Consider the following 19,594-nt stretch of genomic DNA (forward strand, 5'->3'; position numbering starts at 1 on the left):
GGGGCGCCCGGGGGGGGGTTCGGAGCCGAGGGGGGGGGGGGTGGCGCCTGGGCGCGACCGCGGGGGCCCCCCCCCCGCCGCCGCCCCCCCGGGGGGGGGGGGGGGGGGGGGGCCCCCCCGTCGCGGGTGGATCACACCATGGTGTCGAGGATCTCGCGGACCATCTCCATGGTGGTGCCCGGGTGCAGGAAGGCGAAGCGGGCGACGGTCTCGCCGTCCCAGCCGGTCGGGGTGACGAAGCCGATCTGGTCCGCGAGCAGCTGCTGCGACCAGCGGTAGTAGTCGTCGTTGGTCCAGCCCGTGCGCTTGAAGCAGACCGCGGAGAGCTGCGGGTCGAACAGCAGCTCCAGGTGGTCGGTGTCGCGGATCAGCTGCGCGGTCTCCCGGGCGAGCGTGAGGCCGGCCTCGATGGCGTCGGTGTAGGCCTGGACGCCGTTCACGGCGAGCGAGAACCAGAGCGGCAGGCCGCGGGCGCGCCGGGTCAGGTGGTAGGCGTAGTCGGTGGGGTTCCACTCGTCGCCCTCGGTGTGCAGGACGTCCAGGTAGGAGGCGTCCTGGGTGTGCACGGCGCGGGCGAGCTGGGGGTTGCGGTAGATCAGCGCGGCGCAGTCGAACGGCGCGAAGAGCCACTTGTGCGGGTCGACGACGAAGGAGTCGGCGTGCTCGATGCCGTTGTAGCGCTCCCGGACGGAGGGGGCGAACAGGCCCGCGCCGCCGTAGGCGCCGTCGACGTGGAACCACAGGTCGCGCTCGCGGGCGACCTCGGCCAGGCCCTGGAGGTCGTCGACGATGCCCTCGTTGGTGGTGCCGGCGGTGCCGACGACGGCGATGACGGTCTCCGGGTTCGGGTCGGCGGCCAGCGCGGCGCGCAGCGCCTCGCCGGTGAAGCGGCGGTCCACGGTCGACACCTTGAACGCCTCGACGCCGATGATGTTGAAGGTGTTCTTGACCGAGGAGTGCACCTGGTCGGCGACCGCGATCCGCAGCCGGGCCTCCGGCCCGACGCCCAGCCGGCGGCGGGCGGTGTCGCGGGCGACCACCAGCGCGGAGAGGTTGCCGGCCGAGCCGCCGGAGACGAAGACGCCGCCGGCCGAGTCCGGCAGGCCCGCGCGGTCCGCTATCAGCCGCAGCACCTGGTTCTCGGCGGCGATCGCGCCGGCCGCCTCCAGCCAGGAGATGCCCTGGAGCGAGGCGCAGGAGACGACCATGTCGAACAGCAGCGCGGCCTTGGTGGGGGCGCACGGGATGAAGGACAGGTAGCGCGGGCTGTCGGCGGAGATCACCGCGCGCGACAGCTCGTGGTCGTAGAGCTTGAGCACGTCGGCCGGGCTGTTGCCGTCCTGGTTGAGCAGGCCGGACAGCTGGGCGCGCAGGTGCTCGCCGTCGCCGGGGTGGTCGAGCGGGACGGGGTCGTACTGCAGCCGCTCGCGCATGTAGTCGAAAACCAGGTCGACCAGGTCGCTGTCGGGCCGGTGCATGCGGTCGGGGGCTGCGGACACGGGTGTCCCTCTCGGCTGTGGGGTGTCGGGGAGGGTCCGGCGGGGCGGGGGGTTGGCACCGCACGGCCGGACATGATCAGCGTAGGCAGCGACGGGCCCCGCCCGCGCGTCGGAACGCGGCCGGTCGGGCAGCTTTCCGGCGTCTTCGGCGGGCCGCGCGCAGGATTCCTGCGCGGGCCCCCGGCGGGGTCAGCCGATGAGCTGGGAGAGGACGACGGAGGAGCGGCTGCGCTGGACGCCGGGCTCGCGGCGGATGCGTTCGATGACCGCCTCCAGGTGCCGCATGTCGGCGGCCCGCAGGTGGACCAGCGCGTCCGGGTCGCCGGTGACCGTCCAGGCGGCGATCACCTCGGGGAACTGCCGCAGGCTCGCGAGGATCTCCTCGGGGGCGGTCCGCTCGCGGCAGTAGACCTCGACGAAGGCCTCGGTCTGCCAGCCGAGCACCGAGGGGTCGAGCACCACGGTGAAGCCGCGGACCACCCCGCGCGCGCGCAGCCGGTCGATCCGGCGGCGCACGGCGGTGGCGGAGAGGTTCACCTGGACGCCGATCTCCGCGTAGGAGGCACGGCCGTCCCCGGCCAGCCGGGCGAGGAGAAGGCGGTCGGTCTCGTCCAGGGAGGCCCCGACCGTCTCGTGCGCTCGGCTGCTGGTCATCGGTGCGGGGCTCCACGGGTCGTGCGGCGTCGGGGTCGGGGTCGGTGGCGGGGCGGGACCGCGGCGGCCCGCCGAAACGGTTCGGCACCCATTCTGGCGGATGTCAGGAGTGAGTCCACCTCTGACGGATGACGGGACGGGGCCGGGACGCGGCCGGGACGGGGGCCGGGGCTCAGCCGGGACGGGGGCCGGGGCTCAGCCGGTGAGGAGGACGATCTTGCCCCGGGTGCGCCCCTCCGCCACCAGCGCCTGCGCCGAGGCGGCCTGGGCGAGCGGGAAGGTGGAGGCGACGGTCACCGTCAGCCGGCCGTCGTCGGCGAGCGCGGCCAGCTCGGCCAGCCCGGCGGCGTCCGGCCGGACCCAGACGTACCGGCCGCCGAGCGCCCTGACCCCGAAGTCGGCGACCGAGGCGATCCGCGCCGGGTCGGCGACCAGTCCGGCCGAGAGCGCGACGGCGTCGCCGCCGACCAGGTCCAGCGCGGCGTCCACCCCCCGGGGGGCGAGCGCCCGGACCCGGTCGGCCAGGCCCTCGCCGTGACGGACCGGCTCGGCGCCCAGCGAGCGCAGGTAGTCGTGGTTGCGCTCGCCGGCGGTGCCGATCACCCGGGCGCCGAAGGCCCTGGCCAGCTGGACGGCGAGGTGGCCGACCCCGCCGGCGGCGGCGTGCACCAGCACGGTGTCCCCGGCGCCCGCGCCCACCGCCCGCAGCGACTGGAGGGCGGTGAGCCCGGCCAGCGGCAGCCCGCCGGCCTGCGCCCAGTCCAGCGCGGCCGGCTTGCGGGCCAGGGTGCGGACCGGCGCGGCGACCAGCTCCGCGTAGGTGCCGTGCTCCACCGCGTCCTTGCGCACGTAGCCGTAGACCTCGTCGCCCGGGGCGAACTCGGTGACGCCGCCGCCCACCGCGCGCACCACCCCCGCGGCGTCCCAGCCCATCACCAGCGGGAAGTGCGCGTCGAGCAGGCCGTCGAGCCGCCCCTCCCGCACCTTCCAGTCGACCGGGTTCACCCCGGCCGCCCTGACCTGCACCAGGACCGAGTCCGGGCCGACCTTCGGATCGGGCAGGTCGGTGTACTCGACCACCTCGGGGCCGCCGTAGCGGTGGATCGCGATTGCCTTCATGGGACCAGCGAAACCCGGACCGGCCGGGATCCCGTTTCGGCCACGCCGCAGGAGGCCGGGAAGGCTCCGAACCGGCGAGCGGTTCTCGTCACATCGACAGGATGGCCATCGTCACTCTGACGCTAACCGGTTATCATAGATTGCGTCAGATAGACGAAAAGGCTTCACCGCTTGATCGGCCGCACAGAAGGGCACCCGCCCGTGACCACCACCATCACCGAGACCTACGGCGTCGACCCCACCCCGACGCCGCTCGCTCTGCTGCTGCTCGGCCGTGAGGCCGACCCGAACAGCGAGCGCGGCGTCGAGTGCCCCGGCGACCTCCCCCCGGCCTCCGACCCGGACCTCGTCGAGCGCGCCCGGGCGGCCAAGGCCGCGCTCGGCGACCGCGTCTTCATCCTGGGCCACCACTACCAGCGCGACGAGGTGATCGAGTTCGCCGACGTCACCGGCGACTCCTTCAAGCTCGCCCGCGACGCGGCCGCCCGCCCGGAGGCCGAGTACATCGTCTTCTGCGGTGTGCACTTCATGGCCGAGTCGGCCGACATCCTCACCGGCGACGCCCAGAAGGTCGTCCTTCCGGACCTCGCGGCCGGCTGTTCGATGGCCGACATGGCCACCGCCGAGCAGGTCGCCGAGTGCTGGGACGTGCTGACCGACGCCGGCATAGCCGACGTCACCGTCCCGGTCTCGTACATGAACTCCTCCGCCGACATCAAGGCCTTCACCGGCCGGCACGGCGGCACCATCTGCACCTCCTCCAACGCCCGGCGGGCGCTGGAGTGGGCCTTCGAGCAGGGCAGCAAGGTGCTGTTCCTGCCCGACCAGCACCTCGGCCGCAACACCGCCGTGCGCGACATGGGCCTCTCGCTGGACGACTGCGTCGTCTACAACCCGCACAAGCCGAACGGCGGCCTGACCGCCGAGCAGCTGCGGGACGCGAAGATGATCCTGTGGCGCGGCCACTGCTCGGTGCACGGCCGGTTCACCCTGGACTCGGTGAACGACGTGCGCGAGCGGATCCCCGGCGTCACCGTCCTGGTGCACCCGGAGTGCCGCCACGAGGTCGTCGCGGCCGCCGACATGGTGGGCTCGACCGAGTACATCATCAAGGCGCTGGACGCCGCCGAGCCCGGCTCCACGTGGGCCATCGGCACCGAACTGAACCTGGTCCGCCGGCTCGCCAAGGCGCACCCGGACAAGGAGATCGTCTTCCTGGACCGGGCGGTCTGCTTCTGCTCGACCATGAACCGGATCGACCTGCCGCACCTGGTCTGGGCGCTGGAGTCGCTGGTCGAGGGCCGGGTGCCGAACGTGATCACCGTCGACCCGGAGACCGAGAAGTACGCCAAGGCGGCGCTGGACCGGATGCTGGCCCTGCCGTAGCGGCCCGCCGCGCGGGCGGCACGGACGACCAAGGGCGGGCCCCCTCCCCGGTGGGAGGGGGCCCGCCCTCGTGTCTGGCCGAGACGGCGGCTACTCGGGAACTCCCGGGATGAGGCCGTCACCCTCGGACCGCAGCAGTTCGCGGACCTGGTCGATGGTGGCCTCGGCGTCCGGCAGGATCAGGTCGGACGGCTCCAGCGAGTCGTCCGCCAGCGGGGTGCCGAACTCCTTCACGGCGCCGAGCAGCTCGCCGAGCGCCCGGCGGAAGTGTTCCTCGTCCCCCGACTCCAGTGCGGTGAGGAGTTCGTCGTCCAGCTCGTTGAGCCGGTTCAGATGGGTCTCGCCCACCTCGAACTGCCCCTCACCCATGACCCTCATGATCATGCCGTCCGTCTCCCTGTTCCTGGGGATCTCGCGCGGTGGTGCTCCGGAACGGAGCCGGGATCACTTGTTGTAGTTGATCCTCGGGGTGTCCTGCTGCTGCTGCTGCGGTGCGGCGTCCTGCGGACGGCCCTGCTCGATCGCCTGCGGGCCGGAGGCCGGGGAGCCGCCGGTCAGCTCGGCCTTCATGCGGGCGAGCTCCAGCTCGACGTCCGAACCGCCGGCCACCCGCTCCAGCTCGGCCTCGATGTCGTCCTTGCGGCCGAGGCCGCTGGCGTCGTCCAGCGCGCCGGAGGCCAGCAGCTCGTCGATCGCGCCGGCCCGGGCCTGCATCTGCGCGGTCTTGTCCTCGGCCCGCTGGATCGCGAGACCGACGTCGCCCATCTCCTCCGAGATGCCGGAGAAGGACTCGGCGATCCGGGTCTGCGCCTGGGCCGCGGTGTAGGTGGCCTTGATGGTCTCCTTCTTGGTGCGGAAGGCGTCGACCTTGGCCTGCAGCCGCTGGGAGGCGAGCGTGAGCTTCTCCTCCTCGGCCTGGAGCTGCTGGTACTGCACCTGAAGGTCGTTGATCTGGGACTGCATGTTCGACTTGCGGGTCAGGGCCTCGCGGGCGAGGTCCTCCCGGCCGAGCGAGAGCGCCTTGCGGCCCTGGTCCTCGTACTTCGCCGACTGCTGCTGCAGCTGGGTCAGCTGGAGCTCCAGACGCTTGCGCGAGGTGGCCACGTCCGCGACGCCGCGCCGCACCTTCTGCAGCAGCTCCAGCTGCTTCTGGTACGAATAATCCAGCGTCTCACGCGGGTCTTCCGCCCGGTCCAGGGCCTTGTTCGCCTTGGAGCGGAAGATCAGCCCCATACGCTTCATGATTCCGTCGCTCATGGGCCTGGGTGCCCCCTTCTCCGGCCTGCGGTCTCTGTCTCGTTACCAGACACGACGAGTGTATGTGCAGCGAGCGCGTCGCCGCAGTGCACCTGCCTGCAACAAGCCTGCTACAGGTCGGTCCCGCAAAGCCTCATCCGCGGGGTGGATCCCGTTCTCGTTCCACCCGCCGGTCAGCCGAGTGATCCCCTACGGGGAACCCCGGGGAACCCCGAAGCCGGCGGCCCGGGACGCGATCGATATGCGTTTGGTTCCCGGGGGACCGGAGAACGGCGCCCCGCACCCCGTACGCTGGTGGTGTGTTCCGACGCCGTTCAGATGATGCCGCTGCCTCCGCCGCCGTGCTGGAGAAGCAGGACGAGACGACCCAGACCCGCGACCCGCAGGCGAAGAAGGGCCGCCCCACGCCCAAGCGCAGTGAGGCCGAGGCCAACCGGCGGACCCGGGTGAGCGTGCCCAAGGACCGCAAGGAGGCCACCCGCCAGGCCCGCGAACGGATGCGTTCCGAGCGCGAGAAGCAGCGCACCGCGCTGCTGGAGGGCGACGAGCGCCACCTGCCGGCCCGCGACAAGGGCCCGGTGCGCAAGTTCGCCCGCGACTACGTGGACGCCCGCTGGTCGCTGGCCGAGTTCTTCCTCCCGGCCGCCGTCCTCATCCTGGTGCTCAGCATCGTCAAGGTGCCGGCCCTCCAGCTGCTCTCCACGCTGCTGTTCCTCACCTTCTTCGTCCTGGTGATCCTGGACTTCGTCCGGCTCGGCTTCGGCCTGCGCAAGCAGCTCGCCGAGCGCTTCGCCGGGCAGAACACCCGCGGCGCGGTCGCCTACGGCCTGATGCGCATCCTGCAGATGCGCCGGCTGCGACTGCCCAAGCCGCAGGTGCGGCGCGGGGAGAAGCCCTGACCGCCGAACCGGTGGACTCCGGCTGGGCCCCTCCCGTCTGGGACGGGCCCGGCCTCTACGCGCTCCCCGGCCAGGGCGGCGGCGGGCACGACCGGGGCGCCCAGGAGCGCGGCGGGTACGAGCTGACCGGCTACGAGCGGCGACTGCCCTCGCGCAGCGGCTCCTTCGCCGGCGGCGCCGGCCCATCCCCCGGGCGGCCCGGCTCGCTGCGCAACCTCGTCCGGCAGGAGATGGTCGCCCGGCAGCTCGCCGAGCAGCTCACCGGCCGCACCGGGCAGCGCGTCCTCGACATCGGCTGTGGCCAGGGCACCCAGGCGCTGCGGCTGGCCCGGGCCGGGCACTACGTCACCGGCATCGACTCCGACCCGGCCGCGCTCGGCACCGCCCAGGAGGTGCTCGCCGAGGAGCCCGGGACGGTGCGGGAGCGGGTCCAGCTGCTGATCGGCGACGGTCACCAGTGCGGGCGCTGGTTCGGCGCGCGCAGCTTCGACGTCGTGCTCTGCCACGGCGTGCTGATGTACCTGCCGGACCCCGATCCGATGATCGCCTCGCTGGCCCGGCTGCTCGCCCCCGGCGGGCTGCTCTCGCTGGTGGTGCGCAACCGCGACGCGCTCGCCCTGCGCCCCGCCGCGGCCGGCGACTGGCGGGCGGCCCTGGAGGCCTTCGAGAGCGACCGGTACTACAACCGGCTCGGGCTGGCGGCCCGCGCCGACCGGATCGGCGACCTCGCCGTCACCCTCTCCGAGGTGTCCGTGCCGCTGCGGCGCTGGTACGGCGTGCGGGTCTTCACCGACCACGCCCCCGACGACGCGCCGCCGGTCGACGGCCGGCAGCTCGCCCAGCTGCTGGAGGCCGAGGAGCGGGCCGGGCGCACCGACCCGTACCGGCAGGTCGCCGCGCTGCTGCACGTCGTCGGGATGAAGTAGCCCCGGAGCCGGTGCGGCGCCGGGGCCACCGCCCGGCGGCTCAGTCCTCGTGCAGGCTCATCGTGTAGACCTCGCGGCCGTCGTCCAGCAGCACCGCACGGTCCACGCCGTCCTCGGCCAGCTGCTTCCAGTTCTCCCCGATCCAGGTCTCCGCGTCCCCCTGGCCGGCGAACTCCTCCGCCTGGCCGCCGTCCGGGGCCACCTCGGTGCCGTCCGCCTTCTCGTACCGCCACGTCCAGACCATGCCCGGCTCCTCCCGCCGACGATCAGCGATGCGCTGTGAGCGCACCCTAAGCCCTCAGGTTGCCCGGCCGGATCTTCGGTATGCGCGGTGCGCGAGGATGGGACGCATGACAGCTGACGCCCCGCTCCCCCGCACCCTGCTCCTCGGCGGCGCCCGGTCCGGCAAGTCGACCAGGGCCGAGCAGCTGCTCGCCCACCACCGGGACGTGCTGTACGTCGCCACCGGCGGCACCCGGGACGGCGACGCCGAGTGGGCGCAGCGGGTCGCGCTGCACCGCGAGCGGCGCCCGGCGAGCTGGCGCACCGCCGAGACCTGCGACCTGGAGGCGGTGCTGGCCGACACCGCCGACCCGGCGCCGGTGCTGGTCGACTGCCTGGCGCTGTGGCTGACCGCGGTCATGGACGAGTGCGGCGCCTGGGACGACGCGGTCTGGGCGGACGGCGGCGAGGCCGCGGTGCAGCGGCGCTGCGCGGCGCTGGCGACGGCCTGGGCCGGCACCCGGCGCCCGGCGGTCGCGGTCAGCAACGAGGTGGGCATGGGCGTCGTCCCGGCGACGGCGGCCGGCCGCCGGTTCCGCGACACCCTGGGCCGGCTCAACATGGCGGTCGCCGACGCCTCCGAGCGGGTGCTGCTGGTCGTGGCGGGGCAGGTCCTCACCGTCAAGCCCGCCGCCGGCTGAACGATCCCCCCGGCCGCCGGCCCGGACCGCCTCCTGCACCGGCGGCCCGGCCCTTCCCGCCTTTCCGCACCGGCGCCCCTCCGGTGAACACCCGCGGCGTGTAGCCTTCCGGACGATGGACACGACCGTGGATCTCGATACGTTCTCCTCCCTCGTCGAGCGCCCCGACGAGAGCGCCCGGCGCGCCGCCGAGGAGCGGTGGCAGGAGCTGGACCGGCCTCGCAACGGCCTCGGCAGGCTGGAGGAGCTGGGCGCCTGGCTGTCGTCCGTGCAGGGGCGTTCCCCGGTGCGGCCGCTGTCGGCGCCCAAGGTGGTGCTGTTCGCCGCCGACCACGGGGTGGCCCGCCTCGGGGTGTCCCGGCTGCCCGCGCAGGGCGGCACGGCGGCACGGGTGCGCTCGGTGCTCGACGGCACTGCGCCGGTCGCGCTGCTCGCCCGCCGCTTCGGCGCCGGGGTGCGGGTGGTGGACGTCGCGGTCGACGCCGATGCCGCGGAGTTCCCCGGCGAGGTGACGGCGCACCGGGTGCGGCGCGGCTCCGGGCGGATCGACGTCGAGAACGCGCTGAGCCCCGAGGAGACCGCCCGGGCGTTCCGGGCCGGCATGGCGGTGGCCGACGAGGAGGCCGACGCCGGGACCGACCTGGTGGTGCTGGGCGACCTCGGGGTCGGCTCGACCACGGTGGCGGCGGTGCTGGTCGGCGCGCTCTGCGGGACGGACGCGGCGGCGGTCACCGGGCGCGGGTCGGGCATCGACGACCGGGTGTGGATGGTCAAGTGTGCGACGGTGCGCGACTCGCTGCGCCGGGCCCGGCCGGTGCTGGGCGACCAGCTGGCGCTGCTCGGGGCCACCGGTGGCGCGGACTTCGCGGCGATCACCGGGTTCCTGCTGCAGGCCGCGGTGCGGAAGCTGCCGGTGGTGCTGGACGGGGTGGTCTCGGCGGCCTGCGCGCTGGTCGCGCAGCGGATCGCGTTCCGGGCACCGGAGTGGTGGCGGGCCGGGCAGACCAGCGGTGAGCCCGCGCAGGCGAAGGCGTACGACCGGCTGACCCTGTCGCCGCTGCAGGAGCAGGGCATCACCATGGGCGAGGGGGTCGGCGCGCTGATGGCGCTGCCGCTGCTCCAGGCGGCGGCGGACACCCTGGCCGAGGAGGTGCCGGAGGTGTTCGTCCCGGCCGCGCCCAAGGAGCCGGCCCGGCTGCCGACGGCGGCGGAGCTGCTGGGGAAGCTGTAGGGGGAGTCCGGGGGCCCGGGCCGCGTCGGTGACGACGGGTCCGGGCCCCTTCGCCGTTTCCGAGTGGTCGGTGGGTGGTTGGTGTGCGGGACGGGCTGCGGTTCGCGTTCGGGACCCTGTCGGTGCTGCCGGTGCGGGTGCGGCGCTGGGACCGGGAGGCCGGGGGGCGGGCGATGGTGCTCGCACCGGTGGTCGGGGTGGTGCTGGGGGCGGTCGCGGCGGCGGCGGGGGCGCTGGTCGCCTGGCGTGCCGGCGGGGCGCTCGGCGCGGTGGCGGCGGTCGGGGTGCTCGCGGTGCTCACCCGGGGGCTGCACCTGGACGGGCTCGCGGACGTCGCGGACGGCCTGGGCAGCGGGAAGCCGGCCGAGGACGCGCTGCGGATCATGAAGCAGTCGGACATCGGCCCGTTCGGGGTGCTCACCCTCGTCCTCGTGCTGCTGGCGCAGGTGGCCGCGCTGGCCGGGCAGTTCGCCGTCTCCCCGCTGCGCGGCGCGCTCGCGGTGCTCGCGGCGGCGGTCGCGGCGCGGTGCGCGCTCGCCTGGGGGTGCCTGCGGTCGGTGCCGGCGGCCCGGCCGGGCGGGTTGGGCGCGATGGTGGCGAGCACGGTGGCGCCGGGTGCGGCCCTCGCCTCGACGGTGGGCGCGGCCGCCCTGGTCGCCCTCGCCGGCTTGACCGACGAGGTGTCAACTCTTTTTCTTCCACTGGCCGTTGCGCTGGGGACCGGCGGATCGCGGCTGCTGCTGCGGCGCTGTGTGCGGCGGTTCGGCGGGATCACCGGGGACGTGCTCGGGGCGATGGCGGAGACCGCCGCGACCGGCACGCTGCTGGTCCTCGCGCTGCTGCGCTGAGGGGGACGCCAAAGCCCGTGCGCCGAAAGGCGGTACACCGGGCGGCGCGTGATCCCACCATGCGGACTACCATGCGGGGAGCACCGCAGCCCTGCACCGTCGCAGGTCCTGCCCGTCCGGCGCGCGTTGGGGCGCCGGGGCCTCTGGTGTGCGCGACCGCCGCGGCGGTGGGCGCGCGCAGCCAGGGGTCCCGGGTCCGGCGGACGCCGGCCGGTCGGCCTGGCCGGCGGTCCGGGCTGCGCCGGTGCGGCACCAGCGCCGCGACCGGTCGTGGACCGCGAAAGAACAGGACGTTTTACGTGACTGCATTGTCTGTGAGCACCTCCGCCGCCGCCTCGCTGCGTGCGGACGCCCTGGTGATCGGCGTGGCGAAGGGCCCCAAGGGCATCGTGCTGGCCCCCGGCGCCGAGGCCGTGGCCGAGGCGTTCGAGGGCAAGCTGGCCGAGGTTCTCAGCACGCTGGGCGCCACCGGCGCCGAGGGCGAGACCGTCAAGGTCCCCTCCCCCGCCGGTCTGAAGGCCGCGCTCGTGCTCGCGGTCGGTCTCGGTGACGCCGCCGAGGGCGGGTACGAGCTGGAGGCCCTGCGCCGCGCCGCCGGTGTCGCCGCCCGCACCCTGGCCGGTGCCAAGAAGGCCGCGCTGGCCCTGCCGGCCGAGTCGGCCGACGAGATCGAGGCGGTCGCGCTGGGCGCCCTGCTCGGTTCGTACGCGTTCGGCACCTACAAGAACAACGGCAACGGCGGCAAGGAGCCGGTCGGCGAGCTGGTGCTGCTGTCGACCCGCAAGGGCAGCAAGGAGGCCAAGGCCGCGGTCGAGCGCGCCCTGGTCGTCGGCGAGGAGATGAACCGCGCCCGCGACCTGGTCAACACCGCCCCCAACGACCTGAACCCGAAGTCCTTCGCCGCGCTCGCCCAGGCGGCCGGCAAGGAGCACGGCCTCAAGGTCGAGGTGCTGGACGAGAAGGCGCTGCTCAAGGGCGGCTTCGGCGGCCTGCTCGGCGTCGGCAACGGCTCGGTCAACCCGCCGCGCCTGGTGAAGGTGGCGTACACCCACCCGAAGGCGAAGGCCAGCCTGGCGTTCGTCGGCAAGGGCATCACCTACGACTCGGGCGGCATCTCGCTGAAGCCGGCCGGCCACAACGAGACCATGAAGTGCGACATGGCCGGCGCGGCCGCGGTGTTCGCCGCCGTCGTCTCCGCCAAGCGCCTCGGCCTCCAGGTCAACGTCACCGCCTGGCTGGCGCTGGCGGAGAACATGCCGTCCGGCTCGGCCACCCGCCCGGGTGACGTGCTGCGGATGTACGGCGGCAAGACCGTCGAGGTGCTGAACACCGACGCCGAGGGTCGCCTGGTGCTGGCCGACGCCATCGTGCGCGCCGGCGAGGAGAACCCGGACGTGATCGTCGACGTCGCCACCCTGACCGGCGCGATGATGATGGCGCTGGGCAACCGCACCTTCGGCGTGATGGCCAACGCCGACGAGCTGCGCGAGAGCCTGCACACGGCCGCCGGCGAGGTGGGCGAGCAGTCCTGGCCGATGCCGCTGCCGGCCGAGCTGCGCAAGGGCATGACCGAGTCGACCGTCGCCGACCTGGCCAACATGGGCGAGCGGATGGGCGGCGGCCTGGTGGCCGGCCTGTTCCTGAAGGAGTTCGTGGCCGAGGGCATCGACTGGGCCCACCTGGACATCGCCGGCCCGGCGTTCCACGAGGGCGCGCCGTTCGGCTACACCCCCAAGGGCGGCACCGCCTCCGCGGTGCGCACCCTGGTCCGCTTCGCCGAGCAGAAGGCGGCGGGCGGCAAGGCCTGACGGCCGGGTACGACCGACGGGCGGGGTCCGGCGCACGGCGCGCCGGGCCCCGTCCGGCTTCCCGGGGCCGGTTACCTGCCGGTAGGGGGCGCCGGGAGGTCGCCGCACCCCTGTTCGCTGCGGGCGAAACTTTGTTCCGCAGTGCGGAACCAGGGGCTCCGCCGGCCCACCGGACGGTCGGCCCGACCCCGGTCAACCCCGCCCTGAGCTGCGACGATGCCCCTCCGTCCAGGGTGTTCCCACCCCTGCGACCACCCCTCGGGACACCCCTGGAGCGGACCCGGACATCAGCTGCCGCGAACAAGTGCGAAGATGTATTTCCGGCACGACTGGGCGCCCCACAAAGGCTTCCGACCCACCGGACCGCGACCGGCCCGGCGATCCACACCCCATTGCATGGAGGACGTGACGTGGCGAACGACGCCAGCACCGTTTTCGACGTAGTCATTCTCGGAGGCGGAAGCGGCGGTTACGCCGCGGCGCTCCGCGGCGCCCAGCTGGGCCTGAGCGTCGCCCTGGTCGAGAAGGGTGAGCTTGGCGGCACCTGCCTGCACCGCGGCTGCATCCCGACCAAGGCCCTGCTGCACGCGGCCGAGATCGCCGACGAGACGAAGGAGGCCGCCGAGTTCGGCGTGCTGGCCACCTTCCAGGGCATCGACATCAACGGCGTCCACAAGTACAAGGACGACGTCATCGCCGGCCTGTACAAGGGTCTGCAGGGCCTGGTGGCGTCCCGCAAGGTCACCTTCGTCCAGGGCGAGGGCAAGCTCTCCTCGCAGACCTCGGTGGACGTCAACGGCCAGCGCATCGAGGGCCGCCACATCGTGCTGGCCACCGGTTCCGTGCCGCGCTCGATCCCGGGCCTGGAGATCGACGGCAACCGCGTCATCTCCTCGGACCACGCCCTCAAGCTCGACCGCATCCCGAAGTCGGCCGTCATCCTCGGCGGCGGCGTGATCGGCGTCGAGTTCGCCTCGGTCTGGAAGTCGTTCGGCGTCGACGTCACCATCGTCGAGGCCCTGCCGCACCTGGTCCCGCTGGAGGACGAGAACTCCTCCAAGCTGCTGGAGCGCGCCTTCCGCAAGCGCGGCATCAAGTTCGAGCTGAAGGCCCGCTTCTCGGGCGTCGAGTACACCGAGGCCGGTGTGCGCGTCTCCACCGAGAACGGCAAGCAGATCGACGCCGACCTGCTGCTCGTCGCCATCGGCCGCGGCCCGGTCTCGGCCGGCCTCGGCTACGAGGAGAACGGCGTCGCGATGGACCGCGGCTACGTCCTCGTCGACGAGTACATGCGCACCAACGTGCCGACCATCTCGGCCGTCGGCGACCTCGCCCCGACCCTGCAGCTGGCGCACGTCGGCTTCGCCGAGGGCATCCTGGTCGCCGAGCGCCTGGCCGGCCTGAAGCCGGTGCCGATCGACTACGACGGCGTCCCGCGCGTGACCTACTCCAACCCCGAGGTGGCCTCCGTCGGCATCTCCGAGGCCAAGGCCGTCGAGCTGTACGGCAAGGAGAAGGTCGTCACCCTCAAGTACAACCTGGCCGGCAACGGCAAGAGCAAGATCCTGAAGACCGCCGGCGAGATCAAGCTCGTCCAGGTCAAGGACGGCGCCGTGGTCGGTGTCCACATGGTCGGCGCCCGCATGGGCGAGCAGGTCGGCGAGGCCCAGCTGATCTACAACTGGGAAGCCCTGCCGGCCGAGGTCGCGCAGCTCATCCACGCCCACCCGACCCAGTCCGAGGCCCTCGGCGAGGCGCACCTGGCGCTGGCCGGCAAGCCGCTGCACGCGCACGACTGATCGCGCCCCCCACCCCCCATTCCAGTTCGCAAGACTTGATAGGAGTCGCTGAAACCATGGCGGTCTCAGTAACACTGCCCGCGCTGGGCGAGAGCGTTTCCGAGGGCACCGTCACCCGTTGGCTGAAGGCCGAGGGTGAGCGCGTGGAGGTCGACGAGCCGCTGCTCGAAGTCTCCACCGACAAGGTCGACACCGAGATCCCGGCCCCGGCCTCCGGCATTCTGGCCTCGATCAAGGTCGGCGAGGACGAGACCGTCGAGGTCGGCGCCGAGCTGGCGATCATCGACGACGGCTCGGGCGCCCCGGTCGCCGCGCCGGCCCCGGCCGCCGAGGCCGCTCCGGTCGCGCCGGCCGCTCCGGCCCCGGTCGCGGAGGCCCCGGCCGCCGCCCCGGCCCCGGTCGCCGAGGCCCCGGCGGCCCCCGCCGCCGCTCCGGCCGCCCCGGCCGGCGACGCCACCCCGGTCCTGCTGCCCGCGCTGGGCGAGTCGGTCACCGAGGGCACCGTCACCCGCTGGCTGAAGGCCGAGGGCGACACCGTCGAGGTCGACGAGCCGCTGCTGGAGGTCTCCACCGACAAGGTCGACACCGAGATCCCGTCGCCGGTCGCCGGCACGCTGGTGAAGATCCTGGTCGGCGAGGACGAGACGGCCGAGGTCGGCGCCCAGCTCGCGCTGATCGGTGCCGCCGGCGCCGTCGCCGCCGCTCCGGCCGCCCCGGTCGCCGCTCCGGCTCCGGCCGCGCCGGCCGCCCCGGCCCCGGTGGCCGCTCCGGCCCCGGTCGCCCCGGCTGCCCCGGCCCCGGCCGCTCCGGTGGCCGACGCCGGTGACGCCTACGTCACCCCGCTGGTGCGCAAGCTCGCCTCCGAGCACAACGTCGAGCTGTCCTCCGTCGCCGGCACCGGCGTCGGCGGCCGCATCCGCAAGCAGGACGTCCTGGCCGCCGCCGAGGCCGCCAAGGCCGCCGCCCAGGCCCCGGCCCCGGTCGCCGCCGCTCCGGCCGCCGCGCCGAAGGCCGCCGCCGCGCCGTCCGCCCTGCGCGGCCAGACGGTCAAGATGACCCGCATGCGCAAGGTCATCGGCGACAACATGATGAAGGCCCTGCACGAGCAGGCGCAGCTCACCAGCGTGGTCGAGGTGGACGTCACCCGGATCATGTCGCTGCGCGCCAAGGCCAAGGACGGCTTCCTCGCCCGCGAGGGCGTCAAGCTCTCCCCGATGCCGTTCTTCGTCAAGGCCGCCGCCCAGGCGCTGAAGGCCCACGCGGTCATCAACGCCCGGATCAACGACGCCGAGGGCACCATCACCTACTTCGACACCGAGAACATCGGTATCGCGGTGGACTCGGAGAAGGGTCTGATGACCCCGGTCATCAAGGGTGCGGGCGACCTCAACATCGCCGGCATCTCCAAGAAGACCGCCGAGCTGGCCGGCAAGGTGCGCGACAGCAAGATCACCCCGGACGAGCTGTCCGGCGCCACCTTCACCATCAGCAACACCGGTTCGCGCGGCGCGCTGTTCGACACCGTCATCGTGCCGCCGAACCAGGCCGCGATCCTGGGCATCGGCGCCACGGTCAAGCGCCCGGTGGTCATCGAGTCCGACGGCGGCACCGCCATCGGCATCCGCGACATGACCTACCTGTCGCTCTCCTACGACCACCGCCTGGTGGACGGCGCCGACGCCGCCCGCTACCTGGTGGCGGTCAAGGAGATCCTGGAGGCCGGCGAGTTCGAGGTCGAGCTCGGCCTGTAAGGCCCCGGGAGTCCGCTCCGCAGCACCGGAACCCCGCACCGTCCCCGGACGGCGCGGGGTTCCGCGCGTCCGGGACCGGTCGCCGGCCGCCCGGCCCGGGTCTTCGCGCCGCTGCGGGTTTTTCGTGTGGTTCCGGGTGATTCACCCGTTCTTCGCATGCGCGCATGCGGCCGAACAGGGATGCTGGAGCGGTGATGGACGAGACCGACTTCTGGCTGATCATCGACGAGACCCGGGAGGCCGCCGAGGGCGACCCCGACGAGCAGGCGGACCGCCTGGTGGAGCGGCTGGGCGAGCTGACCCCGGACGATGTGATCGACTTCGCCCGGCTCTTCGAGGCCCGCTTCCAGCGCGCCTACCGCCACGACCTGTGGGGCGCGGCGTACCTGCTGCTGGGCGGGGCCTCCGAGGACTCCTTCGACTACTTCCGGTGCTGGCTGATCGGCCAGGGCCGGGAGGTCTTCGAGGGCGGCCTGCACGACCCGGACGACCTGGCCGACCTGCTGCCGGACTTCGACGAGGAGGAGGACGGCGAGGCCGAGGACCTCGGCTACGCCGCCGACGAGGCGTACGAGCAGCTGACCGGGCTGCCGCTGCCCGAGGTGGGCGGGCGGCAGCCCGCGCGGCCGTCCGGAGCCGGCTTCGACTTCGACGACCCGGACGTCATGGCGAAACGGTTCCCCAAGCTCTGGGAGCGTTACGGGGACTGACGGCGCCCGGCGCGCCGGGCCGCTCAGGTGGTGGAGCCGCCCGCCGCGCCGGTGTCCTGCTTGATGCCCTTGAGGATCTGGTCCAGGGCGGTGGGGTCGGGCGCTCCGGCGGCGTCGTCCACCCCGCCCTCGAAGGCCACGTAGCCGCCGCCCTTGGCCGGGACGGCCGCCATCAGGATGTAGCCCTTGCTGCCGTCCGCCGTCACGATGTGCCAGCGCACCGCGTAGCCGGAAATGCCGGCCACCGTGGTGCTGGACGAGCCGGCGTCGGTGTGCGAGGTGATGTTGGTGAAGATCGCCGCCGCGTAGGCCGGCATCGCCGCCTCGGCCGCCGCGCGGGCGGTGCTGCCGGAGATGGTGTCCTTCTCGACCGAGAACTGGCCGCGGATGCAGTTGCCGCCGCCGGGGCAGGTGTACTGGCCGGTGCCGAGGAAGACCGTCGAGTGCGAGCCCTCGGTGGTCGCCTCCCAGCCCTCGAAGACCGGCACCGTGATGGCGTGCTGCGGGTCCGCCACGGTGTCCTTGGGCACCAGGGACGGGCGCGGCGGCGTGGTGGGCGGCGGCGAGACCGGTTTGGTGGTGGTCGGGGCCGGAGTCGTGGCGGTCGGGCTCGGGGTGTCGGTGACGGTGACCGTGGTGACCGGCTTCGGGTCGGCGGACGGGCCGTCGCCGCCGCTGTTGAGCGCGATGGCGGCGACCACGCCGACCACGGCCAGGACCCCGACCCCGATGCCGACGGCGGTGCCGGTCTTGATCCGGTTCGGCCGGGAGGGCGGCGGGTAGGCGGCAGGCGGGTAGCCGTAGCCCGGCTGGTTCTGCGCCGGGTAGCCGTAGCCCGGCTGCCCCTGTTGCGGCGCGCCGTAGCCGTAGGAGGGCGGCGCGGACGCGGCGGGCTGGCCGCCGGGGCTCTGCCAGGAGACCTGTGTCGGGGCGTCGGCAATCGGGCCGCCGCCCGCCTGGACGGGGCGCACGTCACTGGTCCAGGCCGTGCCGTCCCACCAACGCTCATGACCGGCCGTGCCGTCCGCACCCGGAACCGGGTACCACCCGGGAGGCGTCGAGTTGCTCACGGCAAGACCGTACCCGTCCGGGTGACGCTCCAGACAGACCGGGTCTGTCACGACTCTGCACCACCCGTGTACCGGACCTGACGCCACGTCAGCCCGCGGCCGGGGGTCGGGAGGCCCCGTCCGGGGGTTCAGCCGGTCAGCGGCCGGGCCATCCAGATGTCGTCGACGTACGAACCGTCGATCAGGAACTCCTCGGCGAGCGAGCCCTCCACCACGAAGCCGCAGCGCGTGTAGAGCGCGCGGGCCGGGGCGTTGTGGCCGAGCACCCGCAGGCTGATCTTCCGGGCGCCCTGGGCGCGGGCCACCCGGCAGGCCTCCTCGACCAGCGCGACGCCGAGGCCCCGGCCGCGGGCGGAGGCGTCGACGGCCAGGCCCTGGATCTGGCGCACGTGCTGGTTGCTGGGCAGCGGGGTCGGCGGGACGACCCGGACGTAACCGACGATCCGGCCGTCGAGCAGGGCGAGGTGGAACTGGTCCGGGGTGTGGCGCTCGTCGAACACCCCCGCGTCCTCAGCGGGCCGCGGGCCGACGTCGGCCAGCGGGGTCCAGGTGGCCAGGTTGAGGACGGCGAGCTCCTTCTCGTCCTCGGCTCGGGCGGGTCGGATGATCAGATGGTCCGTTTCACGCATGCGCGGCATGCTAACCACCCACGGCGCGGACGTACACGGAATTACCGCCCCGCCCCGGGTCCCGGTGCGGGCGTTCCCGCCCGTACCGGGACCCGGCTGCGAGGATGGGCGCATGAGAATCGCGGTCACAGGATCCACGGGACTGATCGGCTCGGCACTCGTCGGCTCGCTGCTGGCGGACGGGCACCAGGTGGTGCGGCTGGTCCGGCACCGCTCGAAGACCGGACCGCGGCCGGACGGCACCACCGCCATCGGCTGGAACCCGCTGCTGGGCCAGGTCGACCGGGCCGGGCTGGCCGGCGTCGACGCGGTGGTGCACCTCGCGGGCGCCGGCGTCGGCGACCGCCGCTGGAGCGAGTCCTACAAGCGGGAGATCCGGGAGAGCCGGGTGCTCGGCACCGAGACCCTGGCCGCCGCGCTGGCCGGGCTGGACGAGCCGCCGAAGGTCTTCGTCAGCGCCTCGGCCGTCGGCTACTACGGCCAGACCGGGGACCGGGTGATCGACGAGTCCTCGCCCGCCGGGGACGACTTCCTGGCCGAGGTCTGCACCGCGTGGGAGGCCGCCGCAGGACCGGCCGAACGGGCCGGGATCCGGGTGGTCCACCCGCGCACCGGGCTGGTGCTCTCCGCGGCCGGCGGCGCGGGCGGCCGGCTCTTCCCGCTGTTCCGGCTCGGGCTCGGCGGGCGGCTCGGCGACGGCCGGCAGTACTGGAGCTTCATCTCGCTCGCCGACGAGGTCGCCGCGCTGCGCTTCCTGATCGACCGGGAGGACGTCAGCGGTCCGGTCAACCTGACCGCGCCGGAGCCGGTGACCAACGCCGAGCTGACGGCGGCGCTCGGGCGGGCGCTGCGCCGGCCGACGCCGTTCCCGGTGCCGCGGGCCGTGCTGGACGCGGTCCTCGGCGAGCTGGCGATCGAGGTGGTCGGCAGCCACCGGGTGGTGCCGCGCCGGCTGCTGGACGCGGGCTTCCGGTTCGAGCACCCGGACGTCGACTCGGCGGTGCGGGCGGCGCTCTGAGGAGGGGTCGGCGGGGCCGGGCGCGCGCGGGCGTGCCCGGCCCCCCCGCGGAGCCGCGCCACGAGCC

18 protein-coding genes and 1 pseudogene are annotated in these 19,594 nt (G+C 73.9%); 11 read left to right on the forward strand and 8 right to left on the reverse strand.

The genetic code is table 11. From position 1 onward, the window contains the following. Window positions 1–131: 131 nt before the first annotated feature. The 3 genes from ACFXAM_RS29520 to ACFXAM_RS29530 all read right to left on the reverse strand — a co-directional run bounded on the left by ACFXAM_RS29520 (window position 132) and on the right by ACFXAM_RS29530 (window position 3,272). Window positions 132–1,499 (reverse strand): pyridoxal phosphate-dependent decarboxylase family protein, encoded by a 1,368-nt coding sequence (locus ACFXAM_RS29520; protein WP_380295806.1) that lies wholly within the window; start codon window positions 1,497–1,499, stop codon window positions 132–134. Between the two features lie 189 nt (window positions 1,500–1,688). Beyond that, complete coding sequence (locus ACFXAM_RS29525; RefSeq protein WP_380295808.1) at window positions 1,689–2,153, reverse strand: Lrp/AsnC family transcriptional regulator; 465 nt, start codon at window positions 2,151–2,153, stop codon at window positions 1,689–1,691. Window positions 2,154–2,348: 195 nt separating this feature from the next. After that, on the reverse strand, window positions 2,349–3,272 hold the full coding sequence (locus ACFXAM_RS29530; protein ID WP_380295810.1) for an NADP-dependent oxidoreductase: 924 nt from the start codon (window positions 3,270–3,272) through the stop codon (window positions 2,349–2,351). A 201-nt stretch (window positions 3,273–3,473) separates the two neighbouring features. On the opposite strand from ACFXAM_RS29530, the gene nadA reads away from it, so the two are divergent. Next, window positions 3,474–4,658 (forward strand): quinolinate synthase NadA, encoded by a 1,185-nt coding sequence (gene nadA / locus ACFXAM_RS29535; RefSeq protein WP_380295812.1) that lies wholly within the window; start codon window positions 3,474–3,476, stop codon window positions 4,656–4,658. Between the two features lie 90 nt (window positions 4,659–4,748). Here nadA and ACFXAM_RS29540 read toward each other — a convergent pair whose 3' ends face one another. Both ACFXAM_RS29540 and ACFXAM_RS29545 read right to left on the reverse strand, forming a co-directional pair. After that, window positions 4,749–5,042, reverse strand: a complete 294-nt coding sequence (locus tag ACFXAM_RS29540) for a hypothetical protein (RefSeq protein ID WP_380295814.1) — start codon at window positions 5,040–5,042, stop codon at window positions 4,749–4,751. Between the two features lie 60 nt (window positions 5,043–5,102). Next, window positions 5,103–5,915 carry a PspA/IM30 family protein gene (locus ACFXAM_RS29545; RefSeq protein WP_380295816.1) on the reverse strand — a complete coding sequence of 271 codons (813 nt, stop codon included), beginning with the start codon at window positions 5,913–5,915 and terminating at the stop codon, window positions 5,103–5,105. A gap of 299 nt (window positions 5,916–6,214) precedes the next feature. On the opposite strand from ACFXAM_RS29545, the gene ACFXAM_RS29550 reads away from it, so the two are divergent. Together ACFXAM_RS29550 and ACFXAM_RS29555 are read left to right on the forward strand one after the other, a co-directional pair. Continuing rightward, window positions 6,215–6,814 carry a DUF3043 domain-containing protein gene (locus tag ACFXAM_RS29550; protein ID WP_380295818.1) on the forward strand — a complete coding sequence of 200 codons (600 nt, stop codon included), beginning with the start codon at window positions 6,215–6,217 and terminating at the stop codon, window positions 6,812–6,814. A gap of 230 nt (window positions 6,815–7,044) precedes the next feature. Continuing rightward, a complete protein-coding gene (locus ACFXAM_RS29555) occupies window positions 7,045–7,740 on the forward strand; it encodes a class I SAM-dependent methyltransferase (protein WP_380295839.1) in 696 nt (231 codons plus the stop codon). 40 nt (window positions 7,741–7,780) lie between these two features. Here ACFXAM_RS29555 and ACFXAM_RS29560 read toward each other — a convergent pair whose 3' ends face one another. Next, window positions 7,781–7,984, reverse strand: coding sequence for a hypothetical protein (locus tag ACFXAM_RS29560; protein WP_380295820.1), 204 nt, complete (start codon window positions 7,982–7,984; stop codon window positions 7,781–7,783). A gap of 112 nt (window positions 7,985–8,096) precedes the next feature. Here ACFXAM_RS29560 and cobU point away from each other — a divergent pair. From cobU to ACFXAM_RS29595, 7 genes and pseudogenes are all read left to right on the forward strand, one after another. After that, a pseudogene (gene cobU / locus ACFXAM_RS29565) lies at window positions 8,097–8,663 on the forward strand (bifunctional adenosylcobinamide kinase/adenosylcobinamide-phosphate guanylyltransferase); the annotation flags it as partial. 115 nt (window positions 8,664–8,778) lie between these two features. Beyond that, window positions 8,779–9,894 (forward strand): nicotinate-nucleotide--dimethylbenzimidazole phosphoribosyltransferase, encoded by a 1,116-nt coding sequence (locus tag ACFXAM_RS29570; protein ID WP_380295822.1) that lies wholly within the window; start codon window positions 8,779–8,781, stop codon window positions 9,892–9,894. An 83-nt stretch (window positions 9,895–9,977) separates the two neighbouring features. Then, on the forward strand, window positions 9,978–10,742 hold the full coding sequence (locus ACFXAM_RS29575) for an adenosylcobinamide-GDP ribazoletransferase (protein WP_380295824.1): 765 nt from the start codon (window positions 9,978–9,980) through the stop codon (window positions 10,740–10,742). Window positions 10,743–11,041: 299 nt separating this feature from the next. Beyond that, window positions 11,042–12,550 (forward strand): leucyl aminopeptidase, encoded by a 1,509-nt coding sequence (locus ACFXAM_RS29580; RefSeq protein WP_380295825.1) that lies wholly within the window; start codon window positions 11,042–11,044, stop codon window positions 12,548–12,550. Between the two features lie 392 nt (window positions 12,551–12,942). Next, window positions 12,943–14,349 carry a dihydrolipoyl dehydrogenase gene (gene lpdA / locus ACFXAM_RS29585; RefSeq protein WP_380295827.1) on the forward strand — a complete coding sequence of 469 codons (1,407 nt, stop codon included), beginning with the start codon at window positions 12,943–12,945 and terminating at the stop codon, window positions 14,347–14,349. A gap of 56 nt (window positions 14,350–14,405) precedes the next feature. After that, complete coding sequence (gene sucB, locus ACFXAM_RS29590; RefSeq protein ID WP_380295829.1) at window positions 14,406–16,100, forward strand: 2-oxoglutarate dehydrogenase, E2 component, dihydrolipoamide succinyltransferase; 1,695 nt, start codon at window positions 14,406–14,408, stop codon at window positions 16,098–16,100. Window positions 16,101–16,294: 194 nt separating this feature from the next. Beyond that, window positions 16,295–16,810 carry a DUF4240 domain-containing protein gene (locus tag ACFXAM_RS29595; RefSeq protein ID WP_380295831.1) on the forward strand — a complete coding sequence of 172 codons (516 nt, stop codon included), beginning with the start codon at window positions 16,295–16,297 and terminating at the stop codon, window positions 16,808–16,810. Window positions 16,811–16,833: 23 nt separating this feature from the next. Here ACFXAM_RS29595 and ACFXAM_RS29600 read toward each other — a convergent pair whose 3' ends face one another. Continuing rightward, window positions 16,834–17,880, reverse strand: coding sequence for a DUF2510 domain-containing protein (locus tag ACFXAM_RS29600; RefSeq protein WP_380295833.1), 1,047 nt, complete (start codon window positions 17,878–17,880; stop codon window positions 16,834–16,836). Window positions 17,881–18,008: 128 nt separating this feature from the next. Further along, window positions 18,009–18,509 carry a GNAT family N-acetyltransferase gene (locus tag ACFXAM_RS29605; protein WP_380295835.1) on the reverse strand — a complete coding sequence of 167 codons (501 nt, stop codon included), beginning with the start codon at window positions 18,507–18,509 and terminating at the stop codon, window positions 18,009–18,011. Between the two features lie 112 nt (window positions 18,510–18,621). Between ACFXAM_RS29605 and ACFXAM_RS29610 the strand changes: the two genes are divergently transcribed. Then, window positions 18,622–19,527, forward strand: coding sequence for a TIGR01777 family oxidoreductase (locus ACFXAM_RS29610; protein WP_380295837.1), 906 nt, complete (start codon window positions 18,622–18,624; stop codon window positions 19,525–19,527). Window positions 19,528–19,594 lie beyond the last annotated feature (67 nt).

Origin of the sequence: Kitasatospora sp. NPDC059462, assembly GCF_042749955.1 — a bacterium.
Taxonomy (GTDB): domain Bacteria; phylum Actinomycetota; class Actinomycetes; order Streptomycetales; family Streptomycetaceae; genus Kitasatospora.